The 25,671-nt window shown below is 67.2% G+C and carries 26 protein-coding genes, 1 tRNA gene and 1 pseudogene; 16 read left to right on the forward strand and 12 right to left on the reverse strand.

Annotated elements, in window-relative coordinates; translation table 11 throughout:
• Positions 1-148 precede the first annotated feature (148 nt).
• From pstC to ACFVVK_RS11845, 4 genes are all read left to right on the forward strand, one after another.
• Complete coding sequence (gene pstC, locus ACFVVK_RS11830) at positions 149-1,081, forward strand: phosphate ABC transporter permease subunit PstC (protein ID WP_390266667.1); 933 nt, start codon at positions 149-151, stop codon at positions 1,079-1,081.
• Positions 1,082-2,191, forward strand: coding sequence for a phosphate ABC transporter permease PstA (gene pstA, locus ACFVVK_RS11835; protein ID WP_390266669.1), 1,110 nt, complete (start codon positions 1,082-1,084; stop codon positions 2,189-2,191).
• Between the two features lie 48 nt (positions 2,192-2,239).
• On the forward strand, positions 2,240-3,019 hold the full coding sequence (gene pstB, locus ACFVVK_RS11840) for a phosphate ABC transporter ATP-binding protein PstB (protein WP_390266671.1): 780 nt from the start codon (positions 2,240-2,242) through the stop codon (positions 3,017-3,019).
• 216 nt (positions 3,020-3,235) lie between these two features.
• Positions 3,236-3,859, forward strand: a complete 624-nt coding sequence (locus tag ACFVVK_RS11845) for a hypothetical protein (protein WP_390266673.1) — start codon at positions 3,236-3,238, stop codon at positions 3,857-3,859.
• Between the two features lie 20 nt (positions 3,860-3,879).
• Here ACFVVK_RS11845 and ACFVVK_RS11850 read toward each other — a convergent pair whose 3' ends face one another.
• The 3 genes from ACFVVK_RS11850 to ACFVVK_RS11860 form a co-directional block, all read right to left on the reverse strand.
• On the reverse strand, positions 3,880-4,893 hold the full coding sequence (locus ACFVVK_RS11850) for an anion permease (protein WP_390266842.1): 1,014 nt from the start codon (positions 4,891-4,893) through the stop codon (positions 3,880-3,882).
• 4 nt (positions 4,894-4,897) lie between these two features.
• The gene (locus ACFVVK_RS11855; protein WP_390266675.1) at positions 4,898-5,515 is read right to left on the reverse strand and encodes a DUF47 domain-containing protein; all 618 of its coding nucleotides are present in this window, start codon (positions 5,513-5,515) and stop codon (positions 4,898-4,900) included.
• Positions 5,516-5,888: 373 nt separating this feature from the next.
• Positions 5,889-6,542 carry a hypothetical protein gene (locus ACFVVK_RS11860; RefSeq protein ID WP_390266677.1) on the reverse strand — a complete coding sequence of 218 codons (654 nt, stop codon included), beginning with the start codon at positions 6,540-6,542 and terminating at the stop codon, positions 5,889-5,891.
• 192 nt (positions 6,543-6,734) lie between these two features.
• Here ACFVVK_RS11860 and ACFVVK_RS11865 point away from each other — a divergent pair.
• The 3 genes from ACFVVK_RS11865 to ACFVVK_RS11875 all read left to right on the forward strand — a co-directional run bounded on the left by ACFVVK_RS11865 (position 6,735) and on the right by ACFVVK_RS11875 (position 7,979).
• Positions 6,735-6,807, forward strand: a tRNA-Lys gene (locus ACFVVK_RS11865).
• Positions 6,808-6,955: 148 nt separating this feature from the next.
• On the forward strand, positions 6,956-7,501 hold the full coding sequence (locus ACFVVK_RS11870) for a MarR family winged helix-turn-helix transcriptional regulator (RefSeq protein ID WP_390266679.1): 546 nt from the start codon (positions 6,956-6,958) through the stop codon (positions 7,499-7,501).
• Positions 7,502-7,580: 79 nt separating this feature from the next.
• Entirely contained in the window at positions 7,581-7,979 is a 399-nt protein-coding gene (locus tag ACFVVK_RS11875; protein ID WP_390266681.1) for a hypothetical protein, read from the forward strand.
• Positions 7,980-8,014: 35 nt separating this feature from the next.
• On the opposite strand, the pseudogene ACFVVK_RS11880 reads toward ACFVVK_RS11875, so the two are convergent.
• A pseudogene (locus ACFVVK_RS11880) lies at positions 8,015-9,099 on the reverse strand (lactonase family protein).
• 209 nt (positions 9,100-9,308) lie between these two features.
• On the opposite strand from ACFVVK_RS11880, the gene ACFVVK_RS11885 reads away from it, so the two are divergent.
• The gene (locus ACFVVK_RS11885; protein WP_390266683.1) at positions 9,309-10,154 is read left to right on the forward strand and encodes a putative protein N(5)-glutamine methyltransferase; all 846 of its coding nucleotides are present in this window, start codon (positions 9,309-9,311) and stop codon (positions 10,152-10,154) included.
• A gap of 46 nt (positions 10,155-10,200) precedes the next feature.
• On the opposite strand, the gene ACFVVK_RS11890 is transcribed toward ACFVVK_RS11885, so the two are convergent.
• The 6 genes from ACFVVK_RS11890 to ACFVVK_RS11915 form a co-directional block, all read right to left on the reverse strand.
• Positions 10,201-10,557: a YtxH domain-containing protein gene (locus ACFVVK_RS11890; RefSeq protein WP_390266685.1), complete on the reverse strand. Its 357-nt coding sequence runs from the start codon at positions 10,555-10,557 to the stop codon at positions 10,201-10,203.
• Positions 10,558-10,719: 162 nt separating this feature from the next.
• A complete protein-coding gene (locus ACFVVK_RS11895; RefSeq protein ID WP_390266687.1) occupies positions 10,720-10,983 on the reverse strand; it encodes a GlsB/YeaQ/YmgE family stress response membrane protein in 264 nt (87 codons plus the stop codon).
• Positions 10,984-11,204: 221 nt separating this feature from the next.
• A complete protein-coding gene (locus ACFVVK_RS11900; protein ID WP_390266689.1) occupies positions 11,205-12,176 on the reverse strand; it encodes an aldo/keto reductase in 972 nt (323 codons plus the stop codon).
• Between the two features lie 93 nt (positions 12,177-12,269).
• Positions 12,270-12,479, reverse strand: a complete 210-nt coding sequence (locus ACFVVK_RS11905) for a dodecin (RefSeq protein WP_090954457.1) — start codon at positions 12,477-12,479, stop codon at positions 12,270-12,272.
• Positions 12,480-12,531: 52 nt separating this feature from the next.
• Positions 12,532-13,314, reverse strand: coding sequence for an SGNH/GDSL hydrolase family protein (locus tag ACFVVK_RS11910; RefSeq protein ID WP_390266691.1), 783 nt, complete (start codon positions 13,312-13,314; stop codon positions 12,532-12,534).
• A gap of 232 nt (positions 13,315-13,546) precedes the next feature.
• Entirely contained in the window at positions 13,547-14,257 is a 711-nt protein-coding gene (locus ACFVVK_RS11915; RefSeq protein WP_390266693.1) for a FadR/GntR family transcriptional regulator, read from the reverse strand.
• A 217-nt stretch (positions 14,258-14,474) separates the two neighbouring features.
• On the opposite strand from ACFVVK_RS11915, the gene ACFVVK_RS11920 reads away from it, so the two are divergent.
• The 8 genes from ACFVVK_RS11920 (at position 14,475) to ACFVVK_RS11955 (ending at position 22,969) form a co-directional block, all read left to right on the forward strand.
• Entirely contained in the window at positions 14,475-15,971 is a 1,497-nt protein-coding gene (locus ACFVVK_RS11920) for a four-carbon acid sugar kinase family protein (protein ID WP_390266695.1), read from the forward strand.
• A 134-nt stretch (positions 15,972-16,105) separates the two neighbouring features.
• Positions 16,106-17,005 (forward strand): NAD(P)-dependent oxidoreductase, encoded by a 900-nt coding sequence (locus ACFVVK_RS11925; RefSeq protein WP_390266697.1) that lies wholly within the window; start codon positions 16,106-16,108, stop codon positions 17,003-17,005.
• Positions 17,006-17,123: 118 nt separating this feature from the next.
• Positions 17,124-18,590 carry a GntP family transporter gene (locus tag ACFVVK_RS11930; RefSeq protein WP_390266699.1) on the forward strand — a complete coding sequence of 489 codons (1,467 nt, stop codon included), beginning with the start codon at positions 17,124-17,126 and terminating at the stop codon, positions 18,588-18,590.
• Positions 18,590-19,471, forward strand: a complete 882-nt coding sequence (locus tag ACFVVK_RS11935; RefSeq protein WP_390266701.1) for a class II fructose-bisphosphate aldolase — start codon at positions 18,590-18,592, stop codon at positions 19,469-19,471. The genes ACFVVK_RS11930 and ACFVVK_RS11935 overlap by 1 nt, the downstream gene beginning before the upstream one ends.
• 141 nt (positions 19,472-19,612) lie before the next feature.
• Complete coding sequence (locus ACFVVK_RS11940) at positions 19,613-20,953, forward strand: acyltransferase (RefSeq protein ID WP_390266703.1); 1,341 nt, start codon at positions 19,613-19,615, stop codon at positions 20,951-20,953.
• Positions 20,950-21,294, forward strand: coding sequence for a GNAT family N-acetyltransferase (locus tag ACFVVK_RS11945; RefSeq protein ID WP_390266705.1), 345 nt, complete (start codon positions 20,950-20,952; stop codon positions 21,292-21,294). The genes ACFVVK_RS11940 and ACFVVK_RS11945 overlap by 4 nt, the downstream gene beginning before the upstream one ends.
• Before the next feature lie 135 nt (positions 21,295-21,429).
• Complete coding sequence (locus ACFVVK_RS11950) at positions 21,430-22,149, forward strand: hypothetical protein (RefSeq protein ID WP_390266707.1); 720 nt, start codon at positions 21,430-21,432, stop codon at positions 22,147-22,149.
• A 25-nt stretch (positions 22,150-22,174) separates the two neighbouring features.
• The gene (locus ACFVVK_RS11955; protein WP_390266709.1) at positions 22,175-22,969 is read left to right on the forward strand and encodes an SDR family NAD(P)-dependent oxidoreductase; all 795 of its coding nucleotides are present in this window, start codon (positions 22,175-22,177) and stop codon (positions 22,967-22,969) included.
• Positions 22,970-23,070: 101 nt separating this feature from the next.
• On the opposite strand, the gene ACFVVK_RS11960 is transcribed toward ACFVVK_RS11955, so the two are convergent.
• Together ACFVVK_RS11960 and ACFVVK_RS11965 are read right to left on the reverse strand one after the other, a co-directional pair.
• Positions 23,071-23,499 (reverse strand): hypothetical protein, encoded by a 429-nt coding sequence (locus tag ACFVVK_RS11960; RefSeq protein ID WP_390266711.1) that lies wholly within the window; start codon positions 23,497-23,499, stop codon positions 23,071-23,073.
• Between the two features lie 168 nt (positions 23,500-23,667).
• The gene (locus tag ACFVVK_RS11965) at positions 23,668-25,269 is read right to left on the reverse strand and encodes an MFS transporter (RefSeq protein WP_390266713.1); all 1,602 of its coding nucleotides are present in this window, start codon (positions 25,267-25,269) and stop codon (positions 23,668-23,670) included.
• Positions 25,270-25,671 lie beyond the last annotated feature (402 nt).

Genomic DNA, 25,671 nt, shown 5'->3' on the forward strand with positions numbered 1-25,671 from the left:
GTTCCCTGCTCCGAAAACGGACGCCACCGGCGGCCGCTACGGGGCAGGGAACCGACCCGTTTGTTCGAACCATCAAGTTTTGCCGGCACCGGCTGCGCAGGCCTCCGCAGCCGGCGTCCGGACCCCATCCAAACCGAAGGACCGTGAAGTGACCACCACCTCCCTGACCAAGTCCCGGGGCGCAGGCCACGCCGGTGACAAAGTCTTTTCCGCCGCCACCTTGGCAGCAGGGTGTCTGATCCTCGTCGTGCTCTTCGGCGTGGCGCTGTTCCTGGTCATCCAGGCCATCCCGGCCCTGGTTGCCCCGGCCGACAAGATCCAGGGCGGCGAAGGATTCTTCACCTACATCTGGCCGCTGGTCATAGGCACCCTCATCGCCGCCGTGATCGCACTGGTGATTGCCACCCCGATCGCCATCGGCGTTGCGCTGTTTATTTCCCACTACGCCCCGCGCAGGCTCGCCGCCGGCCTGGGCTACGTGGTGGACCTGCTGGCCGCCATCCCCTCCGTGGTCTACGGCGCCTGGGGCGTTGCGGTCCTCGCCCAGGGAGTCTCCCCGGCCTATAACTGGCTGGCCAATAACATGGGGTGGCTGCCGATCTTCCAGGGCCCGGCCTCGGCCACGGGCAAAACCATCCTGACGGCGGGCATCGTGCTGGCCGTCATGGTCCTGCCGATCATCACCTCCCTGAGCCGCGAAATCTTCCTGCAGACCCCCAAGCTGCATGAAGAGGCTGCGCTGGCTCTCGGTGCCACCCGCTGGGAGATGATCCGGATGACCGTGCTGCCCTTCGGCCGGCCCGGAATCATCAGCGCCGTGATGCTGGGACTGGGCCGGGCCCTTGGCGAGACCATGGCCGTGGCGTTGGTGCTGTCCTCCGGGGCCCTGACCGCCAGCCTGATCCAGAGCGGCAACCAGACCATCGCCGCCGAAATCGCGCTGAACTTCCCCGAGGCCAGCGGGCTGAAAGTCAACACCTTGATCGCCGCCGGCCTGGTGCTGTTCGTCATCACCCTCGGCGTGAACATGATCGCGCGCGGGATCATTACCCGGCACAAAGAATTCTCGGGAGCCAACTAAATGACCTCCACCCTGACCCCGGTCCGGAAGCGATCGGCCCTCACCAAGGGCCAGCTTCCAAAGCCCGCACCCTACATCGTCCTGGCCGTCGCCCTGATCCTCGGCGCCGCCGTCCTCGCGCTGATCGGCTTCAACGCCTTCGGCTGGGGAGTCGTCTCCGCGGTCCTCTTCGCCGTCGGGCTGGTGGGCTGGAGCTTCGTTGTGGAAGGCGCCCGCAAAGCCAAGGACAAGCTGGCCACGTGCCTCGTTGTGGGTTCCTTCCTGGTTGCCCTGCTGCCCCTGTTTTCAGTGATCTGGACCGTGCTGGTGAACGGGCTCCCGGGACTCCTGGACCCCGGCTTCCTCACCACATCCATGAACGGCGTCACCGGCGCCTTCGACAACAAGACCGTCGAGGAAGGCGCCCCCTTGCTGGGCGGCATCTACCACGCGCTCATGGGCACCCTGCTGATCACGATCCTTGCGACCCTCATCTCGGTCCCGGTGGGCCTGCTGACCGCGATCTACCTCGTGGAATACGGCGAGGACCGCGCGCTGGCCCGGGCCATCACCTTCTTCGTGGACGTCATGACCGGCATCCCCTCGATTGTCGCCGGTCTATTCGCCGCAGCCGCCTTCTTTGCGCTGGTCGGCCCCGGCACCAAAACAGGTGCCGTCGCCGCCGTCGCCCTCTCCGTGCTGATGATCCCCGTCGTGGTCCGCTCCAGCGAGGAAATGCTCAAGATTGTCCCGAACGAACTCCGCGAGGCCGCCTACGCCCTCGGCGTCCGCAAGTGGCGGACCATCCTCAAGGTGGTTCTTCCGACGGCGATCTCCGGCATCGCCTCCGGCATCACCCTCGCGATCGCCCGCGTGATCGGCGAAACCGCGCCGATCCTGGTCACCGCCGGCTTCGCGACTACCATCAACACCAACGTGTTCAGCGGCTGGATGGCCTCGCTGCCCACGTTCATCTACACCCAGATCTTGAACCCCACCTCCCCGTCCAACCCGGATCCGTCCTCCGAACGGGCCTGGGGCGCTGCCCTGGTGCTCATCATCTTGGTGATGCTGCTCAATCTCGGCGCTCGCCTGATTGCCCGCATGTTCGCCCCCAAGGCCGGCCGCTAGGCCCACGCCGCGCCCGCCACTCAAAGCACCAGCAAGTGAAGGAACACCATGTCTAAGCGCATCGACGTCAAGGACCTGAACGTCTACTACAGCAAATTCCTGGCCGTCGAAGACGTCAACATCAACATCGACGCCAAGTCCGTCACGGCCTTCATCGGCCCGTCGGGCTGTGGCAAGTCCACCTTCCTGCGCACCCTGAACCGCATGCACGAGGTCATCCCCGGGGCTCGGGTTGAGGGCGAAGTGCTGCTGGACGGGGACAACCTGTACGGCACAGGCGTTGACCCGGTCACGGTCCGCTCGCAGATCGGCATGGTGTTCCAGCGCCCCAACCCGTTCCCCACGATGTCCATCCGGGACAACGTGCTGGCCGGCGTGAAGCTGAACAACAAGAAAATCTCCAAGGGCGAGGCAGACGTCCTGGTGGAGCGCTCCCTGCAGGGCGCGAACCTGTGGAACGAGGTCAAGGACCGCCTGACCAAGCCCGGCTCAGGCCTGTCCGGCGGGCAGCAGCAACGCCTGTGCATCGCCCGTGCCATTGCCGTTGAACCGCAGGTGATCCTCATGGACGAGCCCTGCTCCGCCTTGGACCCGATCTCGACGCTGGCAATTGAGGACCTCATCAATGAGCTCAAGGACCAGTACACGGTGGTGATCGTGACCCACAACATGCAGCAGGCGGCGCGCGTGTCGGACAAGACGGCCTTCTTCAACATCGCCGGTACCGGCAAGCCGGGCAAACTGATCGAGTTCGGCGACACCCCGACCATCTTCAGCAACCCGACTGAGAAGGCCACCGAGGACTACGTCTCCGGCCGCTTCGGATAACCCGCGCCGCACAGAGGAGAGTCAGAGCACTGTGGTGGGAGATGTTCCTGACGTCCCCGCCTCCTGAAGTGCTGCTGGCAGCAGGTCCTGACTCCCGGAGACTTCGGCTCATCTTCTCTGCCACTCGCCAGCTGGCCGAGCCCCTCGCTCGGATCCTTGACACCATCCACGAGCGGGCGAATAGTTCGGCATAGGGATTCGTTGAAGGGCGTGCAGGTGAAGGATCTTTCCAAGCCCTCGCTGGCGGTTGTTCTGGGAGCGGCTTTTTGTCTGGCTGCGTGTGGTGCTCCAGGCAGTGATGCCCAACCGGGACCGCCCTCTGCGAACGGAACGACCCAAGCTCAGAAGCCAGTCCGCATCGTCACCGATCCTGTATATACAGGATCGGCCAGTGGCGAGCTGACCAACATTGCGGACAAGGTCAACGAGTACGTCACTGCCTACCCCGACACATTTTCAGGGGCCTACTTCTCTGCGGACTCCTCCAAACTATTCGTAGGGGTTTCCAAACCTTCCGACACCGCCGCCAAAGGGCTCGAAGAGCTGGCCAAGAAGCAGGATCCGGGCCACAAGCAGATTGTCCTGGTGGACGCCCAATGGTCCTGGTCCAAACTCGACTCGGTTAGAGAGATCCTTGTAAAGAAGTACATGGGGAGGGACAAGGTGGCTATCCAGTCTGTAGGACTAAACACAGCTCTGGACGCAGTTGTAGTAGGAGTTCTCAGACAATCGGACATCCCGCTACGGGACAATCCGACCGTGATCGAAATCGCCCACCAATACGGGGACGTTGTCGTGTTCAGGGAAACATCCCGAATAGGCGACGCCAGTAGGGGCTGACGTGTCTGTAGGAACCCCTGCTACCGTCCTGCGAGCGGCGAGAGGGCCAGCTGCAGGACGAACGCCGCGGCGGCGCAGGCAACCGGCGTCAGGACCCAGAACGCCAGGATGCGGATCACCAACAGGCGGTCGGTGCCCGGAAAGCTTTGGTTGGCGCCGGCGCCGAGCGTTGCTGCCGTCACCGTATGGGTGGTGGAGACCGGCCAGTGCAGCCCGATCGCGCCGACGAGCAGCATCACCGAGCTGTACATCTGGGCGACAAATCCCCGGATCGGGTCGATCCGGGTCAGCCGGTGGCCGATCGTGTAGGAGATCCGCCAGCCGCCCGCCAGCGTCCCCGCCGACAGCAGGAGGGCCGTCAGCAGGGCGACCCACACCGGCACTGAACCGCCGTCGGAGAGCCCGGCCGCCAGCAGCGCCAGAACCACCACCAGGGATGTGCGCTGGCCGTCCTGCAGCCCGTGCCCGAAGGCAACGGCCCCCGCGGCGACGGCCTGCGCCATCCTGGACCGGGTATTGACGACGTTCGGGGGCGTGTACCGCGCGGCCCAGCTGGCCGGCCAGGTCAGCAGGTACGCCCCGACGTAGGCGATCACCGGCGAGACCAGCAGCGGGAGCGCCACCTGGTACAACAGCGACGCGTCGACGCCGGTGACGGGATTGCCCCCGATGGCGACGCTCGCGACCCCGGCCCCGGCGAGCCCGCCGACCAGGGCGTGCGTGGAGGACGCCGGGATGCCGCGCCACCACAGGTAGAGGCCCCACAGAATGGCGCTGAGCAGTCCCGCGAGGAGGATGGTGAGGCCGTTCGTGCCGGCCGGCAGCGTCAGCCAAGCCTGGCTGACGGCCAGCACCAGGGCGGCACTCAGCCCGGCACCGATGAAGTTGAACAGGCTGGCCAGCAACACCGCCACCGTTGGGGTGAGCGCCCGCGTCCGCACGGCCAGGGCCACCGAGGAGGAAGCGTCCCGGAAACCGTTGAGGAAAGCGAAGGCCCCGGCGCTCACCAGCACCAGGGCCAGGATGAATTGCATCACGTCAGGATTCCTTGACGATGATGCTGCCCACCTGGGTGGCTATCCGGCGCATGTCCTTCGTGACATCCACCAGCTGGTTCGCGATGTCGCGGTGGCGCGCGTACGTCATCGCCTTCATTTCCTGGAGCATGTCCGCGACCCAGACCCGGTGCGTGCGTTCGGCACGTTTGGCCAGGCGCAGGATCTCGATCCAGTAGTCCTCAAGGTCATCCAGGTTGTCCAGCTTCCGCATGGCCTCAACGGTGAGTTCGGCCTGCCTGCTGATGATTTCAAGCTGGTCCGCCGCGCGCTTGGACAGCCGCTCCAGCTTGTAGAGGGACACGAGCTCGGCGGCGGCGTCGAGTTTCTCCAGCGCCTCGTTGAGGTACCGGGACAGCGCGTACATGTCCTCGCGGGGCAGGGGATTGACGAAGCTGGTCCGCATGTGGGTCAGGAGGGCGAAGTGCAGCTCCGCCGATTTGGCCTCGTGATTGTGCATGTCCTCTACGAGCCGGGCATGCTCGCTGGCCGGGGCCCCGAGGATCTCCGAGAGCGTTCCGGTGGCCACCACGATCTGGCGCGCCATCTGGGCAAGCAGGTTCAGTCCGGCGGACTCCTGCGGAAACAGGCGCAGCTTCACGGGGTGTCACCGGTCTTCCGAGGAGAGTGTCGCGGGTGCAGCCGGCCGTCCGTGTGACTTGACGGTGGCCTGCGCATGGCCCTTACTTTACCGTCCGACGTCGCTGGCTCGTGCGCAGGCAACGCGTTTGTCCCATAACCCAGGGGGCTCGGTGCAAAGAGGCACAAAAAATGGTGCCGAACCGGATACGCCTCTCGGCGGTAGGCCGCTCTAGGCGGCTAAATGTTGAAGCCCGGGGGTTTCGCGGCTCGGCACCGCTTTTAGTTTTCTACGTCGGTTCATTCAAGTCAACATTGACAGGGGGCCCCGGCCGTGCGTTCCCGGGTGGCGCCTGGCCGCCATCCGCGGCGTCGCAGCCGCCCGGGCGCCCCGCCTAATCGAGTTCGCCGAGCCGCCACGCGTTGGCGGCGTGCTCAAGGTCCTCCGCCGTCTTGACCAGCAGGTGGGAGCTGCGGGTGAGCTTGCTGGCATGGACTTCGTTGCTGTGCTCGGCCCCGTCGGCCAGGGTCGCCTGGCCCAGGGCCACCACCCGGCAGAACGCCGCGGAACGTTCAAGCGCAACGTCGAAATCACCGTCGAACGCGCCGGAGAGGATCGCGTCGGCCATGGTTTTCATCTCGTCCGCGCCCGGCGGTTCAGCGGCACCGGCCACCACATGCGACACCTGGGCCGTGTCCTTTCCGGCCCTGAAATAGACGGAGATCCGCTCCGGATCCTGGATGGTGGCGGCCCGCAATGCGTACAGCCGCCACAGCGCGCCGGGCAGCGACCGCGCCGGGCTTTCGGCCCACATTTCGGCGATCGCCTCCAGGCCCTGCTCGTCGGCAAGCTTCACCAGCCGTCTGGTCACCTTGGGGTCGTCGCTGTCACGGCCCCGGCGCACCAACGCCTGGGCGGCAAGATGGGCCGCCTCCGAGACGCGGGCGGGATCGGCCCCGCCGGCGAACGGCTCAAAGTCGATCGGCGCGAAGGGTTTCGGCTTGTGGTGCCGCGGGCCGGGGACGCTGGATCCTGCGTGCTCGTTCATCCCACCACGCTACTCCTGTGCCGCCAGGGAATCGAGGACGGCCTGCCCCGTGCAGCCGATCAAGACCTGGGCCTGTGCGGGCGGAGTCCTAAGCCGGGCCAGGTCTGGGGTACAGTGTTAACGTTCAGAAATGGACTGGGCTGAAACGCGCCGTCGCCACGGATTTATCCGCTGCTTCGGAGCTATCAGTTGGGGCCTTTAGCTCAGTTGGTAGAGCATCGGACTTTTAATCCGTGGGTCGTGGGTTCGATCCCCACAGGGCCCACTCTTTTAGCGAAGAGTGGAACACCCCGGTTTCCTGGCAGCAGGGACCGGGGTTTTTTGTGTCCGCTGCCGGCTGGCTGACGTCAAAACAGGCCTGCCGGCGCCGGATTGTTCGGCTGGCTAGATACCTGTTCGGCTAGGATTGCCGGATGGATTCCCACGGTGCGCCGCCCTCCGGAAACTTGGATGGCCGTGAGGGCGGGCTGGATGCCGCCGCGGCCGTCCTGCAGGCCCTCCGGGAGTACGGGACGTCGGAGGCGGCGACGAGGCGGTCCTCCCGCGACTCGATGGGAATGGGTGAGACCGACCTCCTGGCTCTGCGTTACCTGCTGCGTGCCGAAGCGAGCGGCGAGCGGGTCGGCCCCAAGGATCTCAGCCGCGTCCTGGGCATCACCACCGCTTCAACTACCTCCCTGATCGACCGCCTGGTGGCCAGCGGGAACGTCCGGCGCGAGCCGCATCCCACCGACAGGCGCTCGCTCGTCATCGTGCCGACGGTCGCCACCGATTCCGACGTCCGCGCGGCTCTCGGCCAGATGCACAGGCGGATGATGGACGTGGCCGAGTCGATGAGCGCTGACGAGGCCCGGGTGGTCATTTCGTTTCTGCGCCGGATGGGTTCGGCCATGCGCGATGAGCACCGTCCGCATGGCGCGCCGTCTGGGAAAGCGGGATCAGCCGGCGCGTCAAGCTAGTTAGCCAGTCTAATTATATGTATGCTTACTACTTGGTTTTTTGATCTGAACTGTTCGACTTCAACTGAGAGTAGGCATCGTGGCTGAAACCCTAACCGTTGCCGGGGAACCCTGTGATGAGCCTCCGCTTCGGGAGCCGGCGGCGCTGGCGCTGCTTGAAGCGACCGGAACCTTCGGGGATCCGACCCTGCCGGACCCGATGTTCCCTGATCCAATGTTCCCGCCCATGACGCTGCCGCAAATGATGCTCCCGAACGCGGTGGTCCGGGAAGTGGTCCGGCCCTGGGTGCCGGAAAACAGGGTCCCGGTGCACTGCGGATCACGCATGGAGTGGCGCTCGCCGGAGCCGGTCGCGATGGCATCCTTCTCGTTCGAGCCTGCGGGCCAGCCCGTGGCGCTCCCGCCGGTCTGGTGCTGCCGGTGCGGATTCCAGGTGGACGGCATTGACCAGCCTGCCGCGGTGTTAGCCGGCTCCTGACAGAGCCGCTGGCTCGCCCCGCGGCCGCTCGCCGCTCAGTCCCGCAGGGCAGGCCCGCTTCGAGCTGGCACCAGCGCGGTCGGGGACGCCACGCGCAGGCGGTCCGTGGGTTCGCCCGGCAGCCCGGTTCCCGGGTCGAGCGGGAACGTCACGATGTCGCCGGACCGTTCGTGGGCCACGTGGAGCCATCCGGCCCGGACCAGGTGGTGCCTGGGCCAGTCGCCGCCGCTGGGAACGTCGGCCAGCGGGCGCAGCGCCGCGCCGTCGGCCGCCACCTCCAGCGCAGTGACCCGGTTCGTGCCACGGACGCCAACGTAGGCGTGCCGAGCGTCGGCTGCCAGGGCGATTTCGGCCGCCGAATCTCCCCGCAGCGCCCCGCCCGCAGTGGCCGGTCCGACGAAAACGACCTCGAAGTCCCCGGAGTCCGCCGACTTCCGGGCCACCGCCACCTCCACGGAATACTCGGTCACCACAAAGACGTTCCCGCCCGGGTGCTGGACCAGGTGTCGGGGGCCGCTGCCCTGAGGCAGGACGACCTCATGGTCGAGAGCCAGCCCCAGCCCCGGCGCCGGTCCGCGGCGGACAGTCCAGATCCGCAGCAGGTCGTGGCCGAGGTCGGTGGTCATCACCCGGCCGTCGGCCAGCATGAGCGCGGCATGGGCGCGGCTGGGCCGGCGTTCCGCGCCGGGCGCATCACCGTGGGGGTCGCGGGAGGGGGCCGCGGCTGCCCGGTCCAGGATGCCGCCGTCGCCGTCGAGCTCGTAGAACAGCACTTGGCCGTCGCCCCAGCAGCAGACTACGAGGAAGCGGCCGGAAGGTTCCCGGCGACATGGCAGGGCGCCTCCCCGGCCGACCATGCCCGACCGGCGGGCTCGAGGCCAAACCCGACCGAATGGCGGTAGGCCCGCACCGTCCCGGCCTGCTCGGCCACGGCGTACACCACCGGAAGTGAGGGGTGGACGGCCAGGAAGGACGGGGAGTCTGCCGCCGCCGCGTCACCGAGCCACCGCAGGGCGCCCTCTGCCGTCGCCGTGATTGCGCCGATTCCCGTCGCGCTGCCGCCGGAGTCCGCCGTGTAGGAGCCGGTCCAGATGAGGTCGTGTCCAGGGAAGGATGCCATGATGACATCCTGCCAGCCACGGCTCGTTTACCTCCACCAGGCGCCGCCTGCGCCTGCCTTGGGTAGCATGGGGAGTCCGAGCAGCTGCAGCACGAGGAGGTGGGTCCCGTTCACGTCAGTCCAGAACAGGTGCCCTCCCTGCGCTGCCGGCCCGCCAGCCGGGGCTAGCCCACTTGGGGACGTCTGGGAACAGAACGGAAGGCGCTCCCATGCCAGTACTCCGCCAGCATTCCCCGCACCAGCATGCCGCGCACGAGACCCTCACGGCCAGGCTTAGGGCAGCCGGTTGCGTTTTCGCCGAAGACGAAGCCCGCCTGCTGATGGACGCGGCCAGGACACCCGAGGATCTCGAGGCCATGGCCGGCCGGAGGGTTGCCGGCCTGCCCCTTGAACACATTCTGGGCTGGGCGGAATTCTTTGGACTCCGCATCGCCGTCGCTGCCGGAGTCTTCGTGCCGCGGCGACGAACCGAATTCCTCGTCCGGCAGGCGGCTGCGCTCCTGGACGCGTGGCGCCAGGAGGCGGGCGGGGCTCGCCGTCCCGCACCTGTCGTCGTCGATCTTTGCTGCGGGTCCGGTGCCGTCGGGGCGGCGCTTGCCGTGCGCTGCGGACCCGTCGAACTCCACGGCGCCGACGTCGACCCCGCAGCCGTGCGCTGTGCGCGCCGCAACATTGTGCCCTTGGGCGGGGCCGCCCACGAAGGCGATCTCTATGATCCGCTGCCGCCGGAACTCCGAGGCAGCGTCCGGGTGTTGGCCGTCAACGCCCCCTACGTTCCGTCGGCGCAGATCGGCACCATGCCGCAGGAGGCACGCGTGCATGAGCCCCGGGCCTGCCTCGACGGCGGCCCCGACGGGCTGGACCTGCAGCGCCGGATAGCCGCCGGTGCGCCGCAATGGCTGGCGCCCGGCGGCCACATGCTGATCGAAACCAGCCGTCGGCAGGCTGCAGAGACAGCCGCGATTCTTCGGTGCCACGGACTGACGGCCCGGGTGTTGCGGTCGGAAAAGCTGGGCGCCACGGTGGTGGCCGGCCGGCTGGTCTCTCCAGACTAGGGGCGGCGACGCCGGCCGCCCAGGCCAAGCGGCCGGCGCCTCCGGCCTAGTAAGGGCGGATATCCGGATCGATATGAGTGGCAGGGCTGGCCGGGTCGGGAACGGCTGGCGGCGTTTTTTCCGCCGCGGATCCGCCGGTGGCGTTTGGCTGGCTGGCGTCGCGGTGAACGGCGGAACTGATCACGGTCCCTGCCCGGCGGGCGGCTTCGGTGAGCTGCTCGGAGACCTCGGGTGCCTTGTCCTTGACCGCGCCGGCTGCCGCCGCGACCTTGTCCTGGACAGGCTTGCTCTGCCAGAGTTCCGTGCTGCGGGCCTTGAGCTTTTCATAGGCTGCGCGGCCGGACCGTGAGCCCAGGACGTAGCCCGCGGCCAGCCCGACGCCGAGAAGAAGTTTGCCCTTCATTCTGTGCTCCTGTTCCTTGAAGACGTAAGTGAATAATAGACGTTCTTGAGAATGAGCGCGCGGCCCGGAATATACGGTCTTGATGCCGCCGCGGCCCGCGGGAATTGTGCGAAAAAGCCGGCCCCGGGAAAACCCGGGACCGGCTTCCGGTCTCGCTCCGCGTTAGCGAACCGAGCGCCGGGAGATCATGCCGTAAACGAGCAGGACGATGATCGCACCGCCGATGGCCAGCAGCCAGGTCGACAGCGAGAAGAACTCGTTGATGCCCACGTGGAACAGCGCATTGCCAATGAACCCACCCAGGAGGGCGCCGACGACGCCCAGAATCAGGGTGATCAAAATGCCACCGCCCTGACGTCCCGGCAGGATTGCCTTAGCAATTGCTCCAGCGATGAGGCCCAGAATCAGAAATGCGAAAAAGCCCATTTTATCGTTCCTTCTTCTTCATTGAGGAGGCACCCGGATCCCGGGTGCGCTTCATCCTTCTGCCCCAATACTAATCATGCTTAGTATCAAAGTTCCACCCGGCTCTCCGCAGGTTTCCTGGGCGCGCGGCTAAAGTCGGCGAATTTCCCGGGCCATTTCACGCTCATTTCACCGGGATTCATGCGGTCGACACGGCGTCGGCATGAGTGATCAGCCGCGGACTACCAGGCGTAGTCTTCGGGCGCGGTTCGGTGGCCAGGGAAAATCTCGTCGAGACGCTTGAGCGCATCGGCGTCGAGCCTTAATTTGTGGGCCTTGATGGCGGCCTGGAGCTGCTCCAGGGTGCGCGGGCCGATGATCGGAGCGGTGACTGCAGGCTGGTGGAGCAGCCACGCCAGTGCCACGTCGCCAGGTTCCTGGCCAAGTTCATCGGTGAAATCCTCGAACCGCCGGATCTGCTTTTGGTGCGCCTTGAGTGCCTCGAGCGCGCGCCCGGCGGTGCGGCGGACGCCGGCATCCTCCTTCTTCAACACCCCGCCCAGCAGTCCGCCATGTAGCGGCGACCACGGAAGGAGCCCCAGCCCATACTTCTGCGCGGCAGGAACAACTTCCAATTCCACGTTCCGGGTCAGCAGATTGTAGATCGACTGTTCGCTGACCAGCCCGTTGTAGTTGCGGCGGGCGGCCGATTCCTGGGCGCGGGCAATGTGCCAGCCGGCGAAGTTGCTGCTGCCGGTGTACAGTATTTTGCCTTGCTGGAGGGCCACTTCGATGGCCTGCCAGATCTCCTCCCACGGCGTGTTTCGGTCCACGTGATGGAACTGGTAGAGATCGATGTAGTCCGTCTGCAGCCGCTTCAGGCTGCCGTCGAGTGCCCGGCGGATGTGCAGGGCCGAGAGTTTGGACTCGTTGGGCCTGTCCGTCATGGTGCCGAACAGCTTGGTGGCGAGCACCGTGCGCTCCCGACGCTCGCCGCCCTGGGCGAACCAGTTGCCGAGTATTTCCTCGGTCCACCCGCGGTGGCTCGAACCGCCGTAGACATTGGCGGTGTCAACGAAGTTGATTCCTGCAGCCTGTGCGGTGTCCAGGATTTCGAAGGCCTCCGCCTGCCCGGTCTGCGGACCAAAGTTCATGGTGCCCAAACACAGGCGTGAGACGGTGAGGCCGGAGCGGCCCAGATGCGTGTAGCGCATGAAGCGCTCCTCTCCGCCCTGACCTCCTCCGTCCTGACGTGTCGTGGGTTCCCTCCGGCGGCGGATCGGCGTGCGTCGCTCCGGAGGCCGGTATCAGCGCTCCAGGCGGAAGCCGAGCTTGATGGTGACCTGCCAGTCGGCGACCTGCCCGTTTTCAAGGTGGCCGCGGATTTCCTTGACCTCGAACCAGTCAAGGTTCCGGAGGGTCTTGGCGGCCTCGGCAACGCCGTTCCGGACGGCCGCATCGACGCCCTCGTTCGAGGTTCCGACAATTTCAGAAATGCTGTAAGTGTGATTAGACAACTTCGCTCCTCGTGATCGCCATCGATGCCCGGCTGCGGGCCGTTCCTGCAGACTAGCCGACGGAACCCGGCCGGACTAGAGGTGCTGGACCCCGGGTCCCGGGCGGCGGGCCGGGCAGCGGGCGCTTGGCCTGCCGGGGCAGGGTGTCGGCCCGGGGCCTGATCCGGCTCACCATCCAGGGCAGCATGTAATGGGCCATCCACGCGAGGTCTCCGGCCCGGGCTTCGCGCCAGTTTCCGGGCGGCATGGGACGGGGCTCGAGTGGCCGCAGGCGGTGCGGCACGTTAAGCGTGTCCAGGACCATGGCCGCAATAGTGTGGTGTCCCAGCGGCGAGAAGTGGAGACGGTCCGGATCCCACATCCGCGGATCGGTCAGTTGCCGCAGTGCCCACAAGTCGGCGATGACGCTGTGGTGCCGGGCGGCGATGACGCGGATGTTTTCGTTAAAAACCGCGACCTTTCCCCGGACGTGCCCGAGCACGGCGGTCTCGCCCCAGTCCGGCCCGGTGAACAGGACCACGGTCGCCCCGGTAGCCGAGAGCGCCGCCACGGCGTCGTCGAGGGTGGCGACGAGCCGGTCGGGATCGCCGCGGTGGAACAGGAGGTCGTTCCCGCCTGCGGAGAGGGTGACGAGGTCCGGCTTCAGGTTCAGGGCCGGTCCGAGTTGCTGTTCGAGGATGTCGCGCATGACCAGGCCGCTGATGGCCAGGTTTGCGTAGCCGAAATCGCCGCGGCCCTCGCCAAGTTCCTCGGCAACGCGGTCCGCCCATCCTCGCATGCCGCCCGGGCTCAGCGGCTCCGGGTCTCCGACGCCCGCCGTAAAGGAATCCCCCATGGCGACGTAGCGGTTCCAGGGAGCTGAACGCCTGTCTGCAGGCCCTCGCGCGGAACTCCGATCCCCGGGTTGCCACAGCCCCGCGGCGGGGAGTTTGGCGCCGGTATGGTCGGCGTCCGGTTCAAGGAACCTGGCGGCGTTCACATGAACAGAAATACGCCGATAATGCATGCCGCGCTAGGTACTTATGCCCCTAGTGAACCGCGGCGGCGGATCCCCGAGCGCACCCGCGTCAGGCAGTACCTTGGGCCAGGACGTAGGTCTTCAGGTCCTCAAGGGTCTGCTGCATGTGCGCATCCATGGCGTCGCGGGCGCGGTGCGGGTCGCGTGAGGCCAAGGCGTCCACGATGTTCTGGTGGTGCCCGATGGCATGCTCCTGGATGTCGGGCACTTTGGACGTCTCCGTTCGCCGCTTCTCCAGGACACGGTGCAGCGGCTCGAACAACGCGGCGACGAAGACGTTCTCCGAGGCCTGCAGAATGACGTCGTGGAAGGCGAGGTCTGCCTCGACGAAGGCCGCCAGATCGTTGCGGTCGTGCGCCAGTCGCATCCGTTCCACGTGCCCGCGCAGCACCTGGAGGTCCGGATCTGGCATCCGTCCGGCGGCCAATTCGCAGGCGCCGCTCTCCAGCATCCGGCGCAGCTCAATGAGCTGAATGGCGGCCGAGGCGTCGTTGGTTCCTTCCGAGGCCGCCCGCAGTACGGCGTCAAGGGAACCCCATCGGGTCACCGGGTTCACGAACGTGCCGCGGCCCCGTTCCACGCTCAGGATCCGCTGGGCTTCGAGGGTCTTCATGGCCTCGCGCACGGTCATCCGGCTGACTTCGTGCCGGGAACTGAGCTCCAGTTCGCCGGGGACGCTCGCGCCGGGCGGGAATTCGCCCGCAATGATCCGGTCCAGCAGTTCGTCGGCCACAACGCCGACCAGCGATTTCCTAGCCAATTCTCCCCGTCCAGCGACTCCGCTTTGACTGATGTCCTGCCAGAGGCGGCGCCTGCCGGCGCGCTCCCTGAGGGCCAAGTCTACTTGCGCGTCCTTGTGCCATATGACACACTAGCACCGAATATAAGATGTCTGACATCTTACATTTAGACCGTTGCGGCGGCTCCCCACAGAACCGCGGCTTTCCACCGATAGATCCCACACAATGGAGTGAATAGTGCCCCTCGAAGCAGACGTGCTGGCCGCCTTCCCGGCGGAAGTACAGATCCCCGCCCGGCTCGTGGCAGACAGCGTGGCGGCCTCGTCCGAGGCATCCCCGCGCGTCCTGGTAGTGCTCGACGACGACCCCACCGGCACGCAGTCCGTGGCGAACCTGCCCGTGTTGACCCGCTGGGAAGTGCCGGACTTCGCCTGGGCCTTCGCCCTCGAAGCCGACGGACAGCACCCCCGCGCCGTCTACGTGCTGACCAACACCCGCAGCCTGGACCCGGCAGAGGCGGCGGCCCGCAACGAGGAAATCGTCCGGAACGCCCTCGCCGCCGCATCAGCCGCCGGAACGGCTGAGGGAGGACTGCGGCTCAGCTTCGTCAGCCGAAGCGATTCCACTCTCCGTGGCCATTTCCCGCTCGAGCCGGACGTCATTGCCGCCACAGTCACCGCCGTCAACGGCGAGGCGACGGACGGGGTCGTGATTGTTCCCGCGTTCCCCGACGCCGGACGCGTGACGATCGGCGGCGTGCACTTCACCCGCGGCACGGGCGAGAACGCCGGGAAGCTCACGCCGGTGGCCGACACCGAATTCGCCCGCGACGCCAGCTTCGGCTTCGCCAATTCGGAGATGGCCAAGTACGTGGAAGAGAAGTCGCAGGGCCGGTTCCCCGCGGACTCGGTGATCGTGCTGGACCTGAACATAATCCGCGCCTCCGCCGATCCGCAGATCTCCGCCAAGGCCATCGCCGACGCCATCGACGCAGCCACGAACTCCACCCCGATCGTGGCCGATATCGTCACCGAAAACGATCTCCGTGCCCTGTCACTGGGGCTGGAGGAAGCAGAGCGCCGCGGCAAAAAGCTGCTCTACCGCGTCGGGCCGCCGTTCGTCCGCGCCCGGATCGGCCAGGAAATCCGCAGCGAACTGACCGGCGAAGAGGCCTACGCCGGCAACACCCCCTCGGAGGCCGGCGGCCTCATCGTGGTCGGCTCACACGTTGGCGTCACCACCCGTCAGCTCAACGCCCTCACCGAGCAGCACAGCGCGGCACGGATCGTGGAGATCGACGTCGAGAAACTTCTCGGCGACAACGCAGCGGGATACCTCGATGAGACCGTTGATGCGGTTGTCGCGGCCCTTCGCGGTGGTGACGTGATCGTCCACACGAGCCGGCTGCTGATCAAGACGGACGACGCCGCGGCCAGCCTGAAGATCGCCCGCACGGTCTCCGCCGCCGTCGTCGCAGTGGTGAACCGCACCCTCAAGACCTTCCCGCCCCGCTTCGTGATCGCCAAGGGCGGCATCACGTCCTCGGACGTCGCCGCGCACGGCCTGGAAATCCGGCACGCGATTGTCCGCGGCCCCATGCTGCCGGGCATCGTCAGCCTCTGGGAACCCGTGGACGGCCCGGCCAAGGGCATCCCGTACATCGTTTTCGCCGGCAACGTGGGCGATGACCAGTCCCTTGCAGATGTCACGCGCAAGCTCAGCAACACTTTCTAATTCCCACCGGCTCCCAGCCTTCGCAAGTCCCCGCCGGCTCCCAGCCTTCGCAAGTCCCCGCCGGCGTGGGCCCACCTACCCAAGCTTCACGCCTGCCCTCAAGCCACCCGACACCTCATTCGATGGAGAACACCATGACCAGCAACTACACCGTCACCGTCCTGGGCCTCGGCGCCATGGGCCTGCCCATGGCCACCCGCCTGGCAAGCCAGCTCACCGTCCACGGCTTCGACATCGCCGAGCCGCGCCTGAAGCTGGCTGAAGCGGCCGGCATCCGCACGTTCGGCTCCGCCCGGGAAGCCTCCAAGGGCGCCGACGCCCTGCTGCTGGCGGTGCGCAACGGCGAGCAGCTGGGCGATGTCCTCTTCGGCGAGAATGGCGTGGCCTCCGTGCTGGAGCCCGGCGCCGTCGTCATCCTGGGCAGCACCGTGGGCACCGAAGCCATCCCGGCCACCGTCCAGCGTCTGGCCGAATACGGCGTCGAGCTCGTGGACGCGCCGCTGTCCGGCGGCCCTAAGCGTGCCGGCGAAGGCGATCTGCTGATCGTTGTGGGCGCTTCTCCGGAGGCGCAGGAAAAGGCCCGCCCCGCCTTGGAACTGCTGGCCTCCACCCTGACCGTGGTGGGCGACAAGCCCGGCGACGGCCAGGCTCTCAAGACCGTCAACCAGCTCCTGTGCGGCGTTCACATCGCCGCCGCCGCCGAGGCCCTGGCCCTGGCCGACGCCCTGGGCCTGGACCAGGAGAAGACCCTGGCCGCTCTCGAAGCCGGTGCCGCAGGTTCGTTCATGCTCTCCAACCGCGGCCCGCGCATCCTCGAGGCCTACACCGAGGACGGCGCCGAGGTGCTCAGCCGCCTGGACATCTTCGTCAAGGACATGGGCATTGTTGGCAAGGCCACCCGCGCGGCCGGCCTCGCCGCCCCCGTTGCTGCGGCCGCCGAGCAGCTGTACCTCTTGGGCCAGGCCCAGGGCCTGGCCGCCGCCGACGACTCCGCCGTCATCAAGGTCGTCGCCCCCGCCAAGCGCACCGCCTAAGACAGAAATTCCGCGTGCCGACGACGGCGGCCCTCCGCCGTCGTCGGACCACCTTCACACCTTCCTGCCTGAGACCTTCCCGGTCTGAGAGCTATCCCGTCTGAGGAGACAGCCCGTAATGACCCCCCTGCTCAATTCCCTGATGGCGCGCGCCGCCGACGCGCCCGTCATCAAGCCCGCCGTGGAGCTGGGAACTCCGCTGCTGCTGACCATCGCGGCTGCCGGCGTGGCCCTGCTGCTGCTGATGATCATCCGCTTCAAGATCCAGGCCTTCGTCGCCCTGCTGACCGTCAGCATCCTGGTGGCCGTGGCCGCGCAGATCCCGCTCAAGGACGTTTTCACCGTTGTGGCCAACGGGGTGGGAAGCACCATGGGCAAGGTGGCCCTCCTGATCGCCCTCGGCGCCATCCTCGGCCGGATGATCGAGGTCTCCGGCGGCGTGCAGTCCCTCGCCGACCACTTCACCGCCAAGCTCGGCGCCCGGCGGGTGGCCGTGGCCCTCACTGCCGTCGGCTTCCTCGTCGCGGTTCCGGTGTTCTTCGAAGTCGGCGTGATCGTCCTGGTGCCGATCGTTTACGCCTTCGCCAAGATCGCCAAGGTCCATCCGGTGAAATTCGGCCTGCCCATGGCCGGCATCATGCTGGCCATCCATGTGGCCGTGCCCCCGCACCCGGGGATCGTTGCCGGCGCCGGCGTGCTGGGTGCTGACATCGGACTGATCGCCCTGATCTCGCTGACGATCTGCGTGCCCCTCGGTTTCCTGTCCTACTGGGTTGCGTCCATCATGAACCGCAAGACCTACGAGCTGCTGCCGTCCGTCAAGAAGCAGGTGGACGAGTTCGGCTCCGGCACCCTGGTCCGCGTCGGTCACGAGGGCCCGGGCAGCAAAGCCGTCGCGCCGCCCCGGCCTGGAATGATCATCTTCCTCATCGCCACCCCGATCGCACTGATCCTCCTTGGCACAATCGGCACCCTGGTCATCGACAAGAACGACTTCTGGTACGGCGTCGCTGCCTTCGTCGGCAACCCCGTGTTCGCCCTCCTCGTCGCCGTCGCGCTCTCCTTCTTCCTGCTGGCCGTCCGCCGGCAGTGGTCGCTCGTGGAAACCGGCGAGATCTTCGAAGGCGCACTCCCGCCGATTGCCTCCATCCTCATGGTCGTTGCAGCAGGCGGCGTATTTGGCAGCGTCCTGCAGGTGAGCGGAATCGGCAAGGCCCTTTCCGAGTCCCTTGACACCCTGGGCGTGCCGTTGCTGCTGCTGGGCTTCATCATCTCGCTGGCCCTCCGCGCCGCGCAGGGCTCCGCCACCGTCGCGATCGTCACCACGGCCGGCCTGCTCTCCTCGGCCGTGGCCGGCGGCGGATACTCGCCGGCGCAGATTGCTGTGATCACGATCGCCATCGGCTTCGGCGCCCTCGGCCTTTCGCACGTGACCGACGCCGGCTTCTGGGTGGTGGTGCGTTACTACGGCCTGACCGTCGCCGATGGCCTCCGGACCTGGACCGTGCTCACCACCGTGCTGGGCCTGGCAGGCTTCGCCCTGACGTTTGTGGCCTGGATGCTGGTAGGGGGACTGAGCGCCTGATGCGGACCCGACTCGACACCCTGGTCACCTCCGCCCTGCAGCAGGGCGCCGCCGTGCCCGCCTTCACCTGCTACGACTTCACCACCGCGCTGGCGGTCGTGGCGGCCGCCGAGGCGGCGGGCCGCGGCGCCATCCTGCTCGTCGCGCCGAAGACGGCGGCCACACCCAACGGGCTGCGGCTGATCGCCGCGCTCCGCGGACTCGCCGACGCCGCCGCCGTCCCGGTCGCGGTGCAGCTGGACCACGCCGCCGACCTGCGGGTGATCGGCGAAGCCGTCAGCGCCGGGGCAGACTCGGTGCTGGTGGACGGATCCGCACTGCCCTACGAGGACAACATCGCCCTGGTCCGCGACGCCCGCGCTGCCCTCGCCGCGCAGGGGAGCGCCGACGTCGTTATTGAAGCCGAACTCGGCGGACTTGCCGGCGACGAGGACCGGGCCTTCGGGACCGACGCCGCTGGCGACGTCGCAGGCAACACGAACGAACCGGCCGGCCTGACCGACTCCGCCCAGGTGGAGGACTTTGTGGCCCGCACGGGTGCGCAGCTGCTCGCCGTGGCCGTGGGCAACGTCCACGGAAAGTACAAGGGGGAGCCCCGGCTGCGCTGGGATGTGCTGCAGGACATCGCCGTGCGGACCCGGATCCCGCTGGTCCTGCACGGGGCCTCTGGCATCCCGGCTGAAGAACTGGTCAAGGCCGCTTCCATGAACGTGGGCAAGGTTAACTTCAATACCGAGCTGCGGACCGGCGTTTTGACGGTCCTAGAGGAACAGACCGCCGCCCACCGGGCCGACGGCGAGAACCTCCAGGCGCTGCTGGGCCTCTGGGATACCTCCGCGAGGACCTTCGCGGCCAGCGCCCTGGCGACGCTTTCCCGCTAGGGACGGCTAGCGACAGCCAAAGGCACCACACACGGACCCGGGCCCTTCTAACTCAGGAGGACCCGGGTCCTCCTGCTCTGGCCGACGGGCGTCGCCGGGCCGACAATGGAGGCATCACAGCCAGGCTTCCTAGGGGGCGCCATGGTTCCACAGCAGCGGGCAGCCGGCGGGCCACCTCCCGTGCCGGACCGCGACCCGGTGATCGACCTTGCCCGGTTCTTCTGCCTGGCGTTGGTGGTAGTGGGGCACACCATGATGGTGAGCCCGGTGCTCCATCCCGACGGCACCGTCACGTCCGAAAACACCTTGGGCGACCAGCGCTGGTTTGAGCCGGTTGTGTGGGTCCTGCAGATCATGCCGCTGTTCTTTGTGGCCGGCGGGATCACAGGCCTGCAGTCCTGGCGGCGGCTGCGTGCCAGGGGCGGCACGGCCCTGTACTTCATGCAGGGCCGGCTGCTGCGCCTGATCCGTCCGGCCGCCGTCCTGCTGGCCGTCATGTTCACCGGCCTGTCGGTGGCCCTGCTCGCAGGCGTTGACCCCCAGGTCATCCAGTTGCTCACCAGCGGCGCCGGGATGCCGCTGTGGTTCCTCGCCGCGTACCTGGCCGCGCAACTCAACCTGCCCTGGCTGGCGGTCCTGCACGACCGCGCGCCGTGGCTGACCCTGGCCGGGCTCACCGCCCTCGTGGTGACGGTCGATTGCCTGCGGGGCGTGCTGCCGCCGCTGGCCTACCTGAACATGGTGTTCGTCTGGTGTGCCGTGCAGCAGCTCGGGTTCATCGTGGCGGACGGCCGGCAGCTGAAACCGGGGCGTCCGGCATTGCTGGGCGTGATGGCCGCCAGCAACGCGCTGCTGGGTCTGCTAGTCCTGCTCGGGCTGTACTCCGGAAACATGCTGGTGAACCTCAACCCGCCCAACTTGCCCTTGCTGCTTCTGGGCATCTCGCAGGCCGCTGCCCTCCAGCTGTTCCGCCCGGCGCTGTGCCGGATCGCATCCGTGGCCTGGGTACGGCGGTTCGTGGGCGTGGCCGGACGGCGGTCCATGACTGTGTATCTGTGGCACCTGCCCCTGCTCGCGGCGATGTCCGGGATGCTGCTGCTGACCAACTTCCCCCAGCCCGCCGGGGGAACCGCGGCCTGGTGGTGGGGGCGGCCCCTTGTGCTGATGTGCGTGGTCGCCCTGCTGCTGCCGGTTGTGGCGCTGTTCGGCAGGCTGGAGGAGCGGACGACGTCGTATGATCCTCCGGCGGGGCGCCCGGCGGCCGCCGTGCTGCTGGCCGCCGTCGCCGTCTTTGTCCCGGCGGTCGACGCGGTGTTCAACGGACTCACCCTCGGTCTGCTGGGCGGGGGCGCTGCGTGCTTCGCGCTCGCCGTCGCTTTGTTGGCGCGGATTCCGGTCCGTCACGCGCCGCGGACAGCCCGGTCCGGCGGATCAGAACCGCCATTGCCACACCCGCCATTAAGTGCCAATGTCGAACCATGACGGAGAACTCGGCAGCCACGGAAGACACCTTCAGCCCGGACGTCGCCACCACGCGGAACGACGAGCTGCACCGCTATGAGCTCCATGTCGGCGGCAAGCTCGCCGTCCAGGTGCGCTTCATCGACAGGCCGGGCCACATCGACTTCATCCACACGGACACAGCCCCGCAGTTCCAGGGCCAGGGGCTTGGCAAGGTGCTGGCGCACTTTGCCCTTGACGATGTCGTGGCATCGGGCAAACGGATCATTCCGAACTGTCCTTTCATGCACCGTTACCTGCGCCGCCATGAGACGTACCACCAGTACGTGGACTGGCCGGACCAGGTGCCGGAGGGCGCCTAAGCCCCTCCGCCGGCGGGCCGGCACTGCCGGTACGCGCGGGCATCCGCGACCAGCTTGTGAGCCGGTCGACAACCTCGTAAGGTTTGAGCAGAGTTATGCAGCTGGCTCTTGGACAGGCCCCCCTTTTGGAGAACCATGAACCACAAACTTCGCGTGCTTGTCCGGATGGATGTTGATCCCGCACATGTCACCCTCGAAATCACCGGCTGCGTGACCCAGTCTGATTCAGCGACCCTCATGCATATCGTGCGCCGCGCCTGCCGCCTCGAGGCGGGGGCGGAGGTAGTGATCGACCTCCACGGCGCCTCCCACCTGGACCCCGAAGTGCTCCTAGACCTCCGCCGGCTCGTGGACTCCAAACCCCTGCCGATCGCTGACGCCGGGGATGCCGCACTGGCCGCGCCGTTCCGCCTGGTGCTGGACGAGCCAGCCGTCCTGCCAATCTGCCTTCTGCACGTAGGCGCCGACGGTGAAGTTCTGCATGTTGCCGCCGAGGGTGAAGTCCTCCCCGGACTTGACGTGGCGCCGGACTCCGCAGTGGGCTTCGGCCCGGTTGCTGCCGATAGCGCGCTGGTGGCGGAAGCCGGCGTCCCTGACCTTGACAGCATCAACGGGCTGGCCCTCTCGGAGTACTTCGAGGGCGCGCTGGATCCGGCGGCCACGGTCCGGGCCCTCTCTGACACTGCGCTGTGCCAGCTCGCCGACGCCCTGTACCGGCACCTGGACACCAGCACCCCTTCTTTTGGGGCGCACACCTGGTACGAACTGGCCGCCGAGGAGCTCCAGAACCGCCACCTGACGGGCGGGGACGGTCCGGAGGAAGACGAATTGTCGCCGGACACGGCGGTGGCCTGAGCCCGGCCGCGGCTACGCTGTCGGTATGAACCCCCACGCAGCCTCGACGCCGGGTACCACCGCTCTGATCACGGGCGCCACAGCCGGCATTGGCGCCGAATTCGCCCGCCAGCTGGCCGAACAGGGCCACCGGGTGGTCCTCGTCGCCCGCGACGCCGGGCGCCTCGCCGCGCATGCGGCGGAACTGGAGAACCGCTACGGCGGCGCGGCGGAGACGATCGCCGCGGACCTGACCGACGACGCCGGGGTCGCCGCCGTCGTCGCCCGCCTCACCGATCCCGCTCGACCGGTGGAAATCCTGGTCAACAACGCGGGGATCGGCCTGTTGAAGTCCTTCGAGGACAACGACATAGCGGACGAGAAAAAGCACCTGAAGCTGCACGTGGAGGCCGCCATGGAGCTCACCCATGCCGCCCTGCAGGGCATGCTCGCGCGCCAGTCCGGCAGGATCATCAACGTGGCCAGCGTGGCGGCGTTCCTGCCGCGCGGGACGTACTCGGCCGCGAAGGCGTGGCTGCTGAGTTTCTCGCGCTCGGCCAACATGCTGTACAAGGCGCGCGGCGTGCAGGTCACTGCCGTGTGCCCGGGATTCACCCATACCGAATTCCACGACCGGATGGGCATGGACAAGACGGTGGCGCCGCGCTGGATGTGGCTGGACGCCCGGCAGGTGGTCAGCGAGGGACTGGCGGACAACGCCAAGGGCAAGGCCGTCTCGATCCCCAGCCGGCGCTACAAGGTCCTGACCTCGGTGACCCGGGTGCTTCCTGCGCGGCTCGTGGCCGGGCCGCCGAGGCGCGCAAAGCAGGCGGGCACTTAGCCGCGAAGCCTACGTCCGGGCGGCCGTGCGCCTGCGCCTGACCAGCACCACCACCAGGATCCCGACGCCGGCGCCCACCAGCGTTTCGACGGCCCGTTCGGCTATGAGGAGGTGCGGGTCGGTTGGTGGCCGCTGCCGCTGAGCACCCCGACGCTCCCGGCGGCACCGACGGCGGACATGTAGCGGAGGGCGTGAAGGCGCGCCGCCCGCCGGCGTGCCCCGCGCAGCGCCGCGACCTCGCGCCGCCAGCCGCGCCGCCACGTGCCTCCCCGGAACCAGCCGCCAAAGCCGACCATGATCGAGCACGCGGCAGATCCGGCGGCGATGAGAACGGCGGCGGGCCAGGGCGCGGCGGCTGGGACGGACGCGCACGCGCCGAGGGCGAGGATCCCGAAAAACGGGCCGGCGGGTCTCAGGGTGGTGCTGTCCGCGAACAGCGACCCCGCGCCGGCAAACAGGGCTTCCACACCCACCAGCACCCATGAATCGACGTGATGGGCGGCGAGGAAGACGCCGACGCCTACGCCCATCACAAGGCTGCTCCGCTTGTCTGGAATTTACGTTTCTGGGGTTTCTGGCAGGGGTCCGGACACGCCTGAGGCCTGCTCCGCGGACTTCCCCGAGGGGTAAGCATACGGAACAGGCCTCAAAAGGGCGGGGCTGTGTTACGAAGTCTGGCGACTCCTAGCGGCTGTTGCTTAGGCGCCGGCGGGGACTGTCCCGGCCGGGCCGCGCCCTGTCGCGGGATCTGCTGCCTGCGGAACCAGGGGCATGTCCATGTGCTCGAGGTCGATCAACGGGTTCTCATCCTGGGTGGCGACCAGCTCGCGGGCCTCGGCTTGGGTGTCCACGCTCGGCATCGAGCCAGGCAGCGGCATCTGGGCGGATTCCTTGAGGAAGTAGATCGCTACCGCGCCGATCGCCGAGGTGGCCATCAGGTAGTAGGCCGGCATCATGTCGTTGCCGGTGGCATTGATGAGGGCGGCAACGATGAACGGCGCGGTGCCGCCGAAGATGGCCACCGAGAAGTTGTAGGCGATGCCCATGGCGCCGTAGCGGCTGGCGGTCGGGAACTGTGCCGGCAGGGCCGAGGCCAGATTGGCGACGTAGAACGTCACGGGGAAGGCCACCAGGGAAAGGCCGGCCAGCGTGGACCAGATTTCGCCGATGCCGATCAGCAGGAACGCGGGGGTGGCCAGGACGACGGTGCTGATGGCGCCGATCCACAGCACGGGGCGGCGGCCGATCCGGTCAGAGAGCTTGCCGGTCAGCGGGATGCAGAGGCTCATGATGACCAGCACGGGGATGGTCAGCAAGGTGCCGTGCAGTTCGTCGAAGCCCTTGGACTCGGTCAGGTATGTCGGCATGTAGGAGGTCAGCGCGTAGCCGGCCGTGTTGGCCGCCGCGACCAGGATCATCGCGACAATGATGGAGCGCCAGTAGGCCTTCACGATGCCCACCGGGCCCTTGGAGGCTGCTGCGTCCGCGGCGGCGGCGTCCTTGGTGAGGTTTTCTTGGGCATCCAGAGTGGCCTGGAACTGCGGCGACTCCTCGATCTTGTTCCGGAAGTAGATGGCAACCAGGCCAAGCGGGCCGGCGATGAGGAACGGGAGGCGCCAGCCCCACTGCTCCATGGTGTCCTGGCCGAGGGTCAGCTGCAGCACCGAGACGAGGGCGGCGCCAAGGGCGAAGCCGAGGTAGCTGCCCATGTCCAGGAAGCTGGCGAAGAATCCGCGCCGTTTGTCCGGGGCGTACTCGCTGACGAAGGTCGTCGCGCCGGCGTATTCGCCGCCGGTGGAGAAGCCCTGGACGAGTTTGAGGAGGACCAGCAGCACCGCGGCCCAGATGCCGATCTGGGCATAACCGGGCAGGAGACCGACTGCGAAGGTGCTGGCCGCCATGATCATCAGGGTAGCGGCGAGAACCTTCTGCCGGCCCACCTTGTCGCCGAGCCAGCCGAACACGACGCCGCCGAGGGGGCGGGCGATGAAGGTGGCGGCGAAGGTTCCCAAGAGGAACAGGGTCTGGACGGACTTGTCCGCCTCCGGCAGGAACACCGGTCCCATGGTGGTGATCAGGTAGCCGAACACGCCGACGTCGTACCATTCCATGGTGTTGCCAACAATGGTGCCGCTGACGGCTTTTTTGAGCATGGGCTGGTCGACGACGTTCACGTCGGACTCACGGAGTCGACGACGGCGTAGCTTTGGTTTTCTTGCACCCTTGGGTGCGCTTTGGTTGGTTCCGCTGGCGTGCAAAACGCCTGCTGAAGAGTCGGTCGTGCTTCGGTCCGTGGGCATTTGGGCCACTCCTGGGGAGGTCATTTGCTTGCGACTTGTGGCTGCCCCGCTCCGGGCAGGCCTTCAATTTTACGGGATCTCTCTGGAGTTTCCGATTTTCGTGCCGTATTATCCGGGATTTTCGGTGCGTTTTGGCGCTGATCCGGCGGATACTTTTGCCGTGTCCTGCCGCGCGGTTACTGGGAATCGGCGCCACCAGCGGTGGTGCGGCCAAAATTTTCCGCAGGAACCCCGGACAGCACACACTTTTGGGGAGGATCCGGCCTCCTGAAGGTCCGCCGGCGGCCCACTACAGACATCTCATCCCAGCAGTCCTAGGATGGATGGACACTTCGTTTCACAGCTCTCATTTGCAGCGCTCCTGTGCGGCGCTCTTTTACAGCGGCGGTTTGCAGCGGAAAG

It is taken from the genome of Arthrobacter sp. NPDC058192, from assembly GCF_042883665.1.
Lineage (GTDB): Bacteria > Actinomycetota > Actinomycetes > Actinomycetales > Micrococcaceae > Arthrobacter.

What these genes read in the sequence shown, in the direction of transcription:
- ACFVVK_RS11930 (WP_390266699.1), top strand. Translation starts at nt 17,124, where the DNA reads ATGACCCCCCTGCTCAATTCCCTGATGGCGCGCGCCGCCGACGCGCCC.
- ACFVVK_RS11885 (WP_390266683.1), top strand. Translation starts at nt 9,309, where the DNA reads ATGCCAGTACTCCGCCAGCATTCCCCGCACCAGCATGCCGCGCACGAG.
- ACFVVK_RS11910 (WP_390266691.1), bottom strand. Translation starts at nt 13,314, where the DNA reads ATGGGGGATTCCTTTACGGCGGGCGTCGGAGACCCGGAGCCGCTGAGC.
- ACFVVK_RS11940 (WP_390266703.1), top strand. Translation starts at nt 19,613, where the DNA reads ATGGTTCCACAGCAGCGGGCAGCCGGCGGGCCACCTCCCGTGCCGGAC.
- ACFVVK_RS11890 (WP_390266685.1), bottom strand. Translation starts at nt 10,557, where the DNA reads ATGAAGGGCAAACTTCTTCTCGGCGTCGGGCTGGCCGCGGGCTACGTC.
- ACFVVK_RS11925 (WP_390266697.1), top strand. Translation starts at nt 16,106, where the DNA reads ATGACCAGCAACTACACCGTCACCGTCCTGGGCCTCGGCGCCATGGGC.
- pstA (WP_390266669.1), top strand. Translation starts at nt 1,082, where the DNA reads ATGACCTCCACCCTGACCCCGGTCCGGAAGCGATCGGCCCTCACCAAG.
- ACFVVK_RS11900 (WP_390266689.1), bottom strand. Translation starts at nt 12,176, where the DNA reads ATGCGCTACACGCATCTGGGCCGCTCCGGCCTCACCGTCTCACGCCTG.
- ACFVVK_RS11960 (WP_390266711.1), bottom strand. Translation starts at nt 23,499, where the DNA reads ATGGGCGTAGGCGTCGGCGTCTTCCTCGCCGCCCATCACGTCGATTCA.
- ACFVVK_RS11860 (WP_390266677.1), bottom strand. Translation starts at nt 6,542, where the DNA reads ATGAACGAGCACGCAGGATCCAGCGTCCCCGGCCCGCGGCACCACAAG.
- ACFVVK_RS11945 (WP_390266705.1), top strand. Translation starts at nt 20,950, where the DNA reads ATGACGGAGAACTCGGCAGCCACGGAAGACACCTTCAGCCCGGACGTC.
- ACFVVK_RS11870 (WP_390266679.1), top strand. Translation starts at nt 6,956, where the DNA reads ATGGATTCCCACGGTGCGCCGCCCTCCGGAAACTTGGATGGCCGTGAG.
- ACFVVK_RS11850 (WP_390266842.1), bottom strand. Translation starts at nt 4,893, where the DNA reads ATGCAATTCATCCTGGCCCTGGTGCTGGTGAGCGCCGGGGCCTTCGCT.
- ACFVVK_RS11950 (WP_390266707.1), top strand. Translation starts at nt 21,430, where the DNA reads ATGAACCACAAACTTCGCGTGCTTGTCCGGATGGATGTTGATCCCGCA.
- pstB (WP_390266671.1), top strand. Translation starts at nt 2,240, where the DNA reads ATGTCTAAGCGCATCGACGTCAAGGACCTGAACGTCTACTACAGCAAA.
- ACFVVK_RS11895 (WP_390266687.1), bottom strand. Translation starts at nt 10,983, where the DNA reads ATGGGCTTTTTCGCATTTCTGATTCTGGGCCTCATCGCTGGAGCAATT.
- ACFVVK_RS11965 (WP_390266713.1), bottom strand. Translation starts at nt 25,269, where the DNA reads ATGCCCACGGACCGAAGCACGACCGACTCTTCAGCAGGCGTTTTGCAC.
- ACFVVK_RS11935 (WP_390266701.1), top strand. Translation starts at nt 18,590, where the DNA reads ATGCGGACCCGACTCGACACCCTGGTCACCTCCGCCCTGCAGCAGGGC.
- ACFVVK_RS11955 (WP_390266709.1), top strand. Translation starts at nt 22,175, where the DNA reads ATGAACCCCCACGCAGCCTCGACGCCGGGTACCACCGCTCTGATCACG.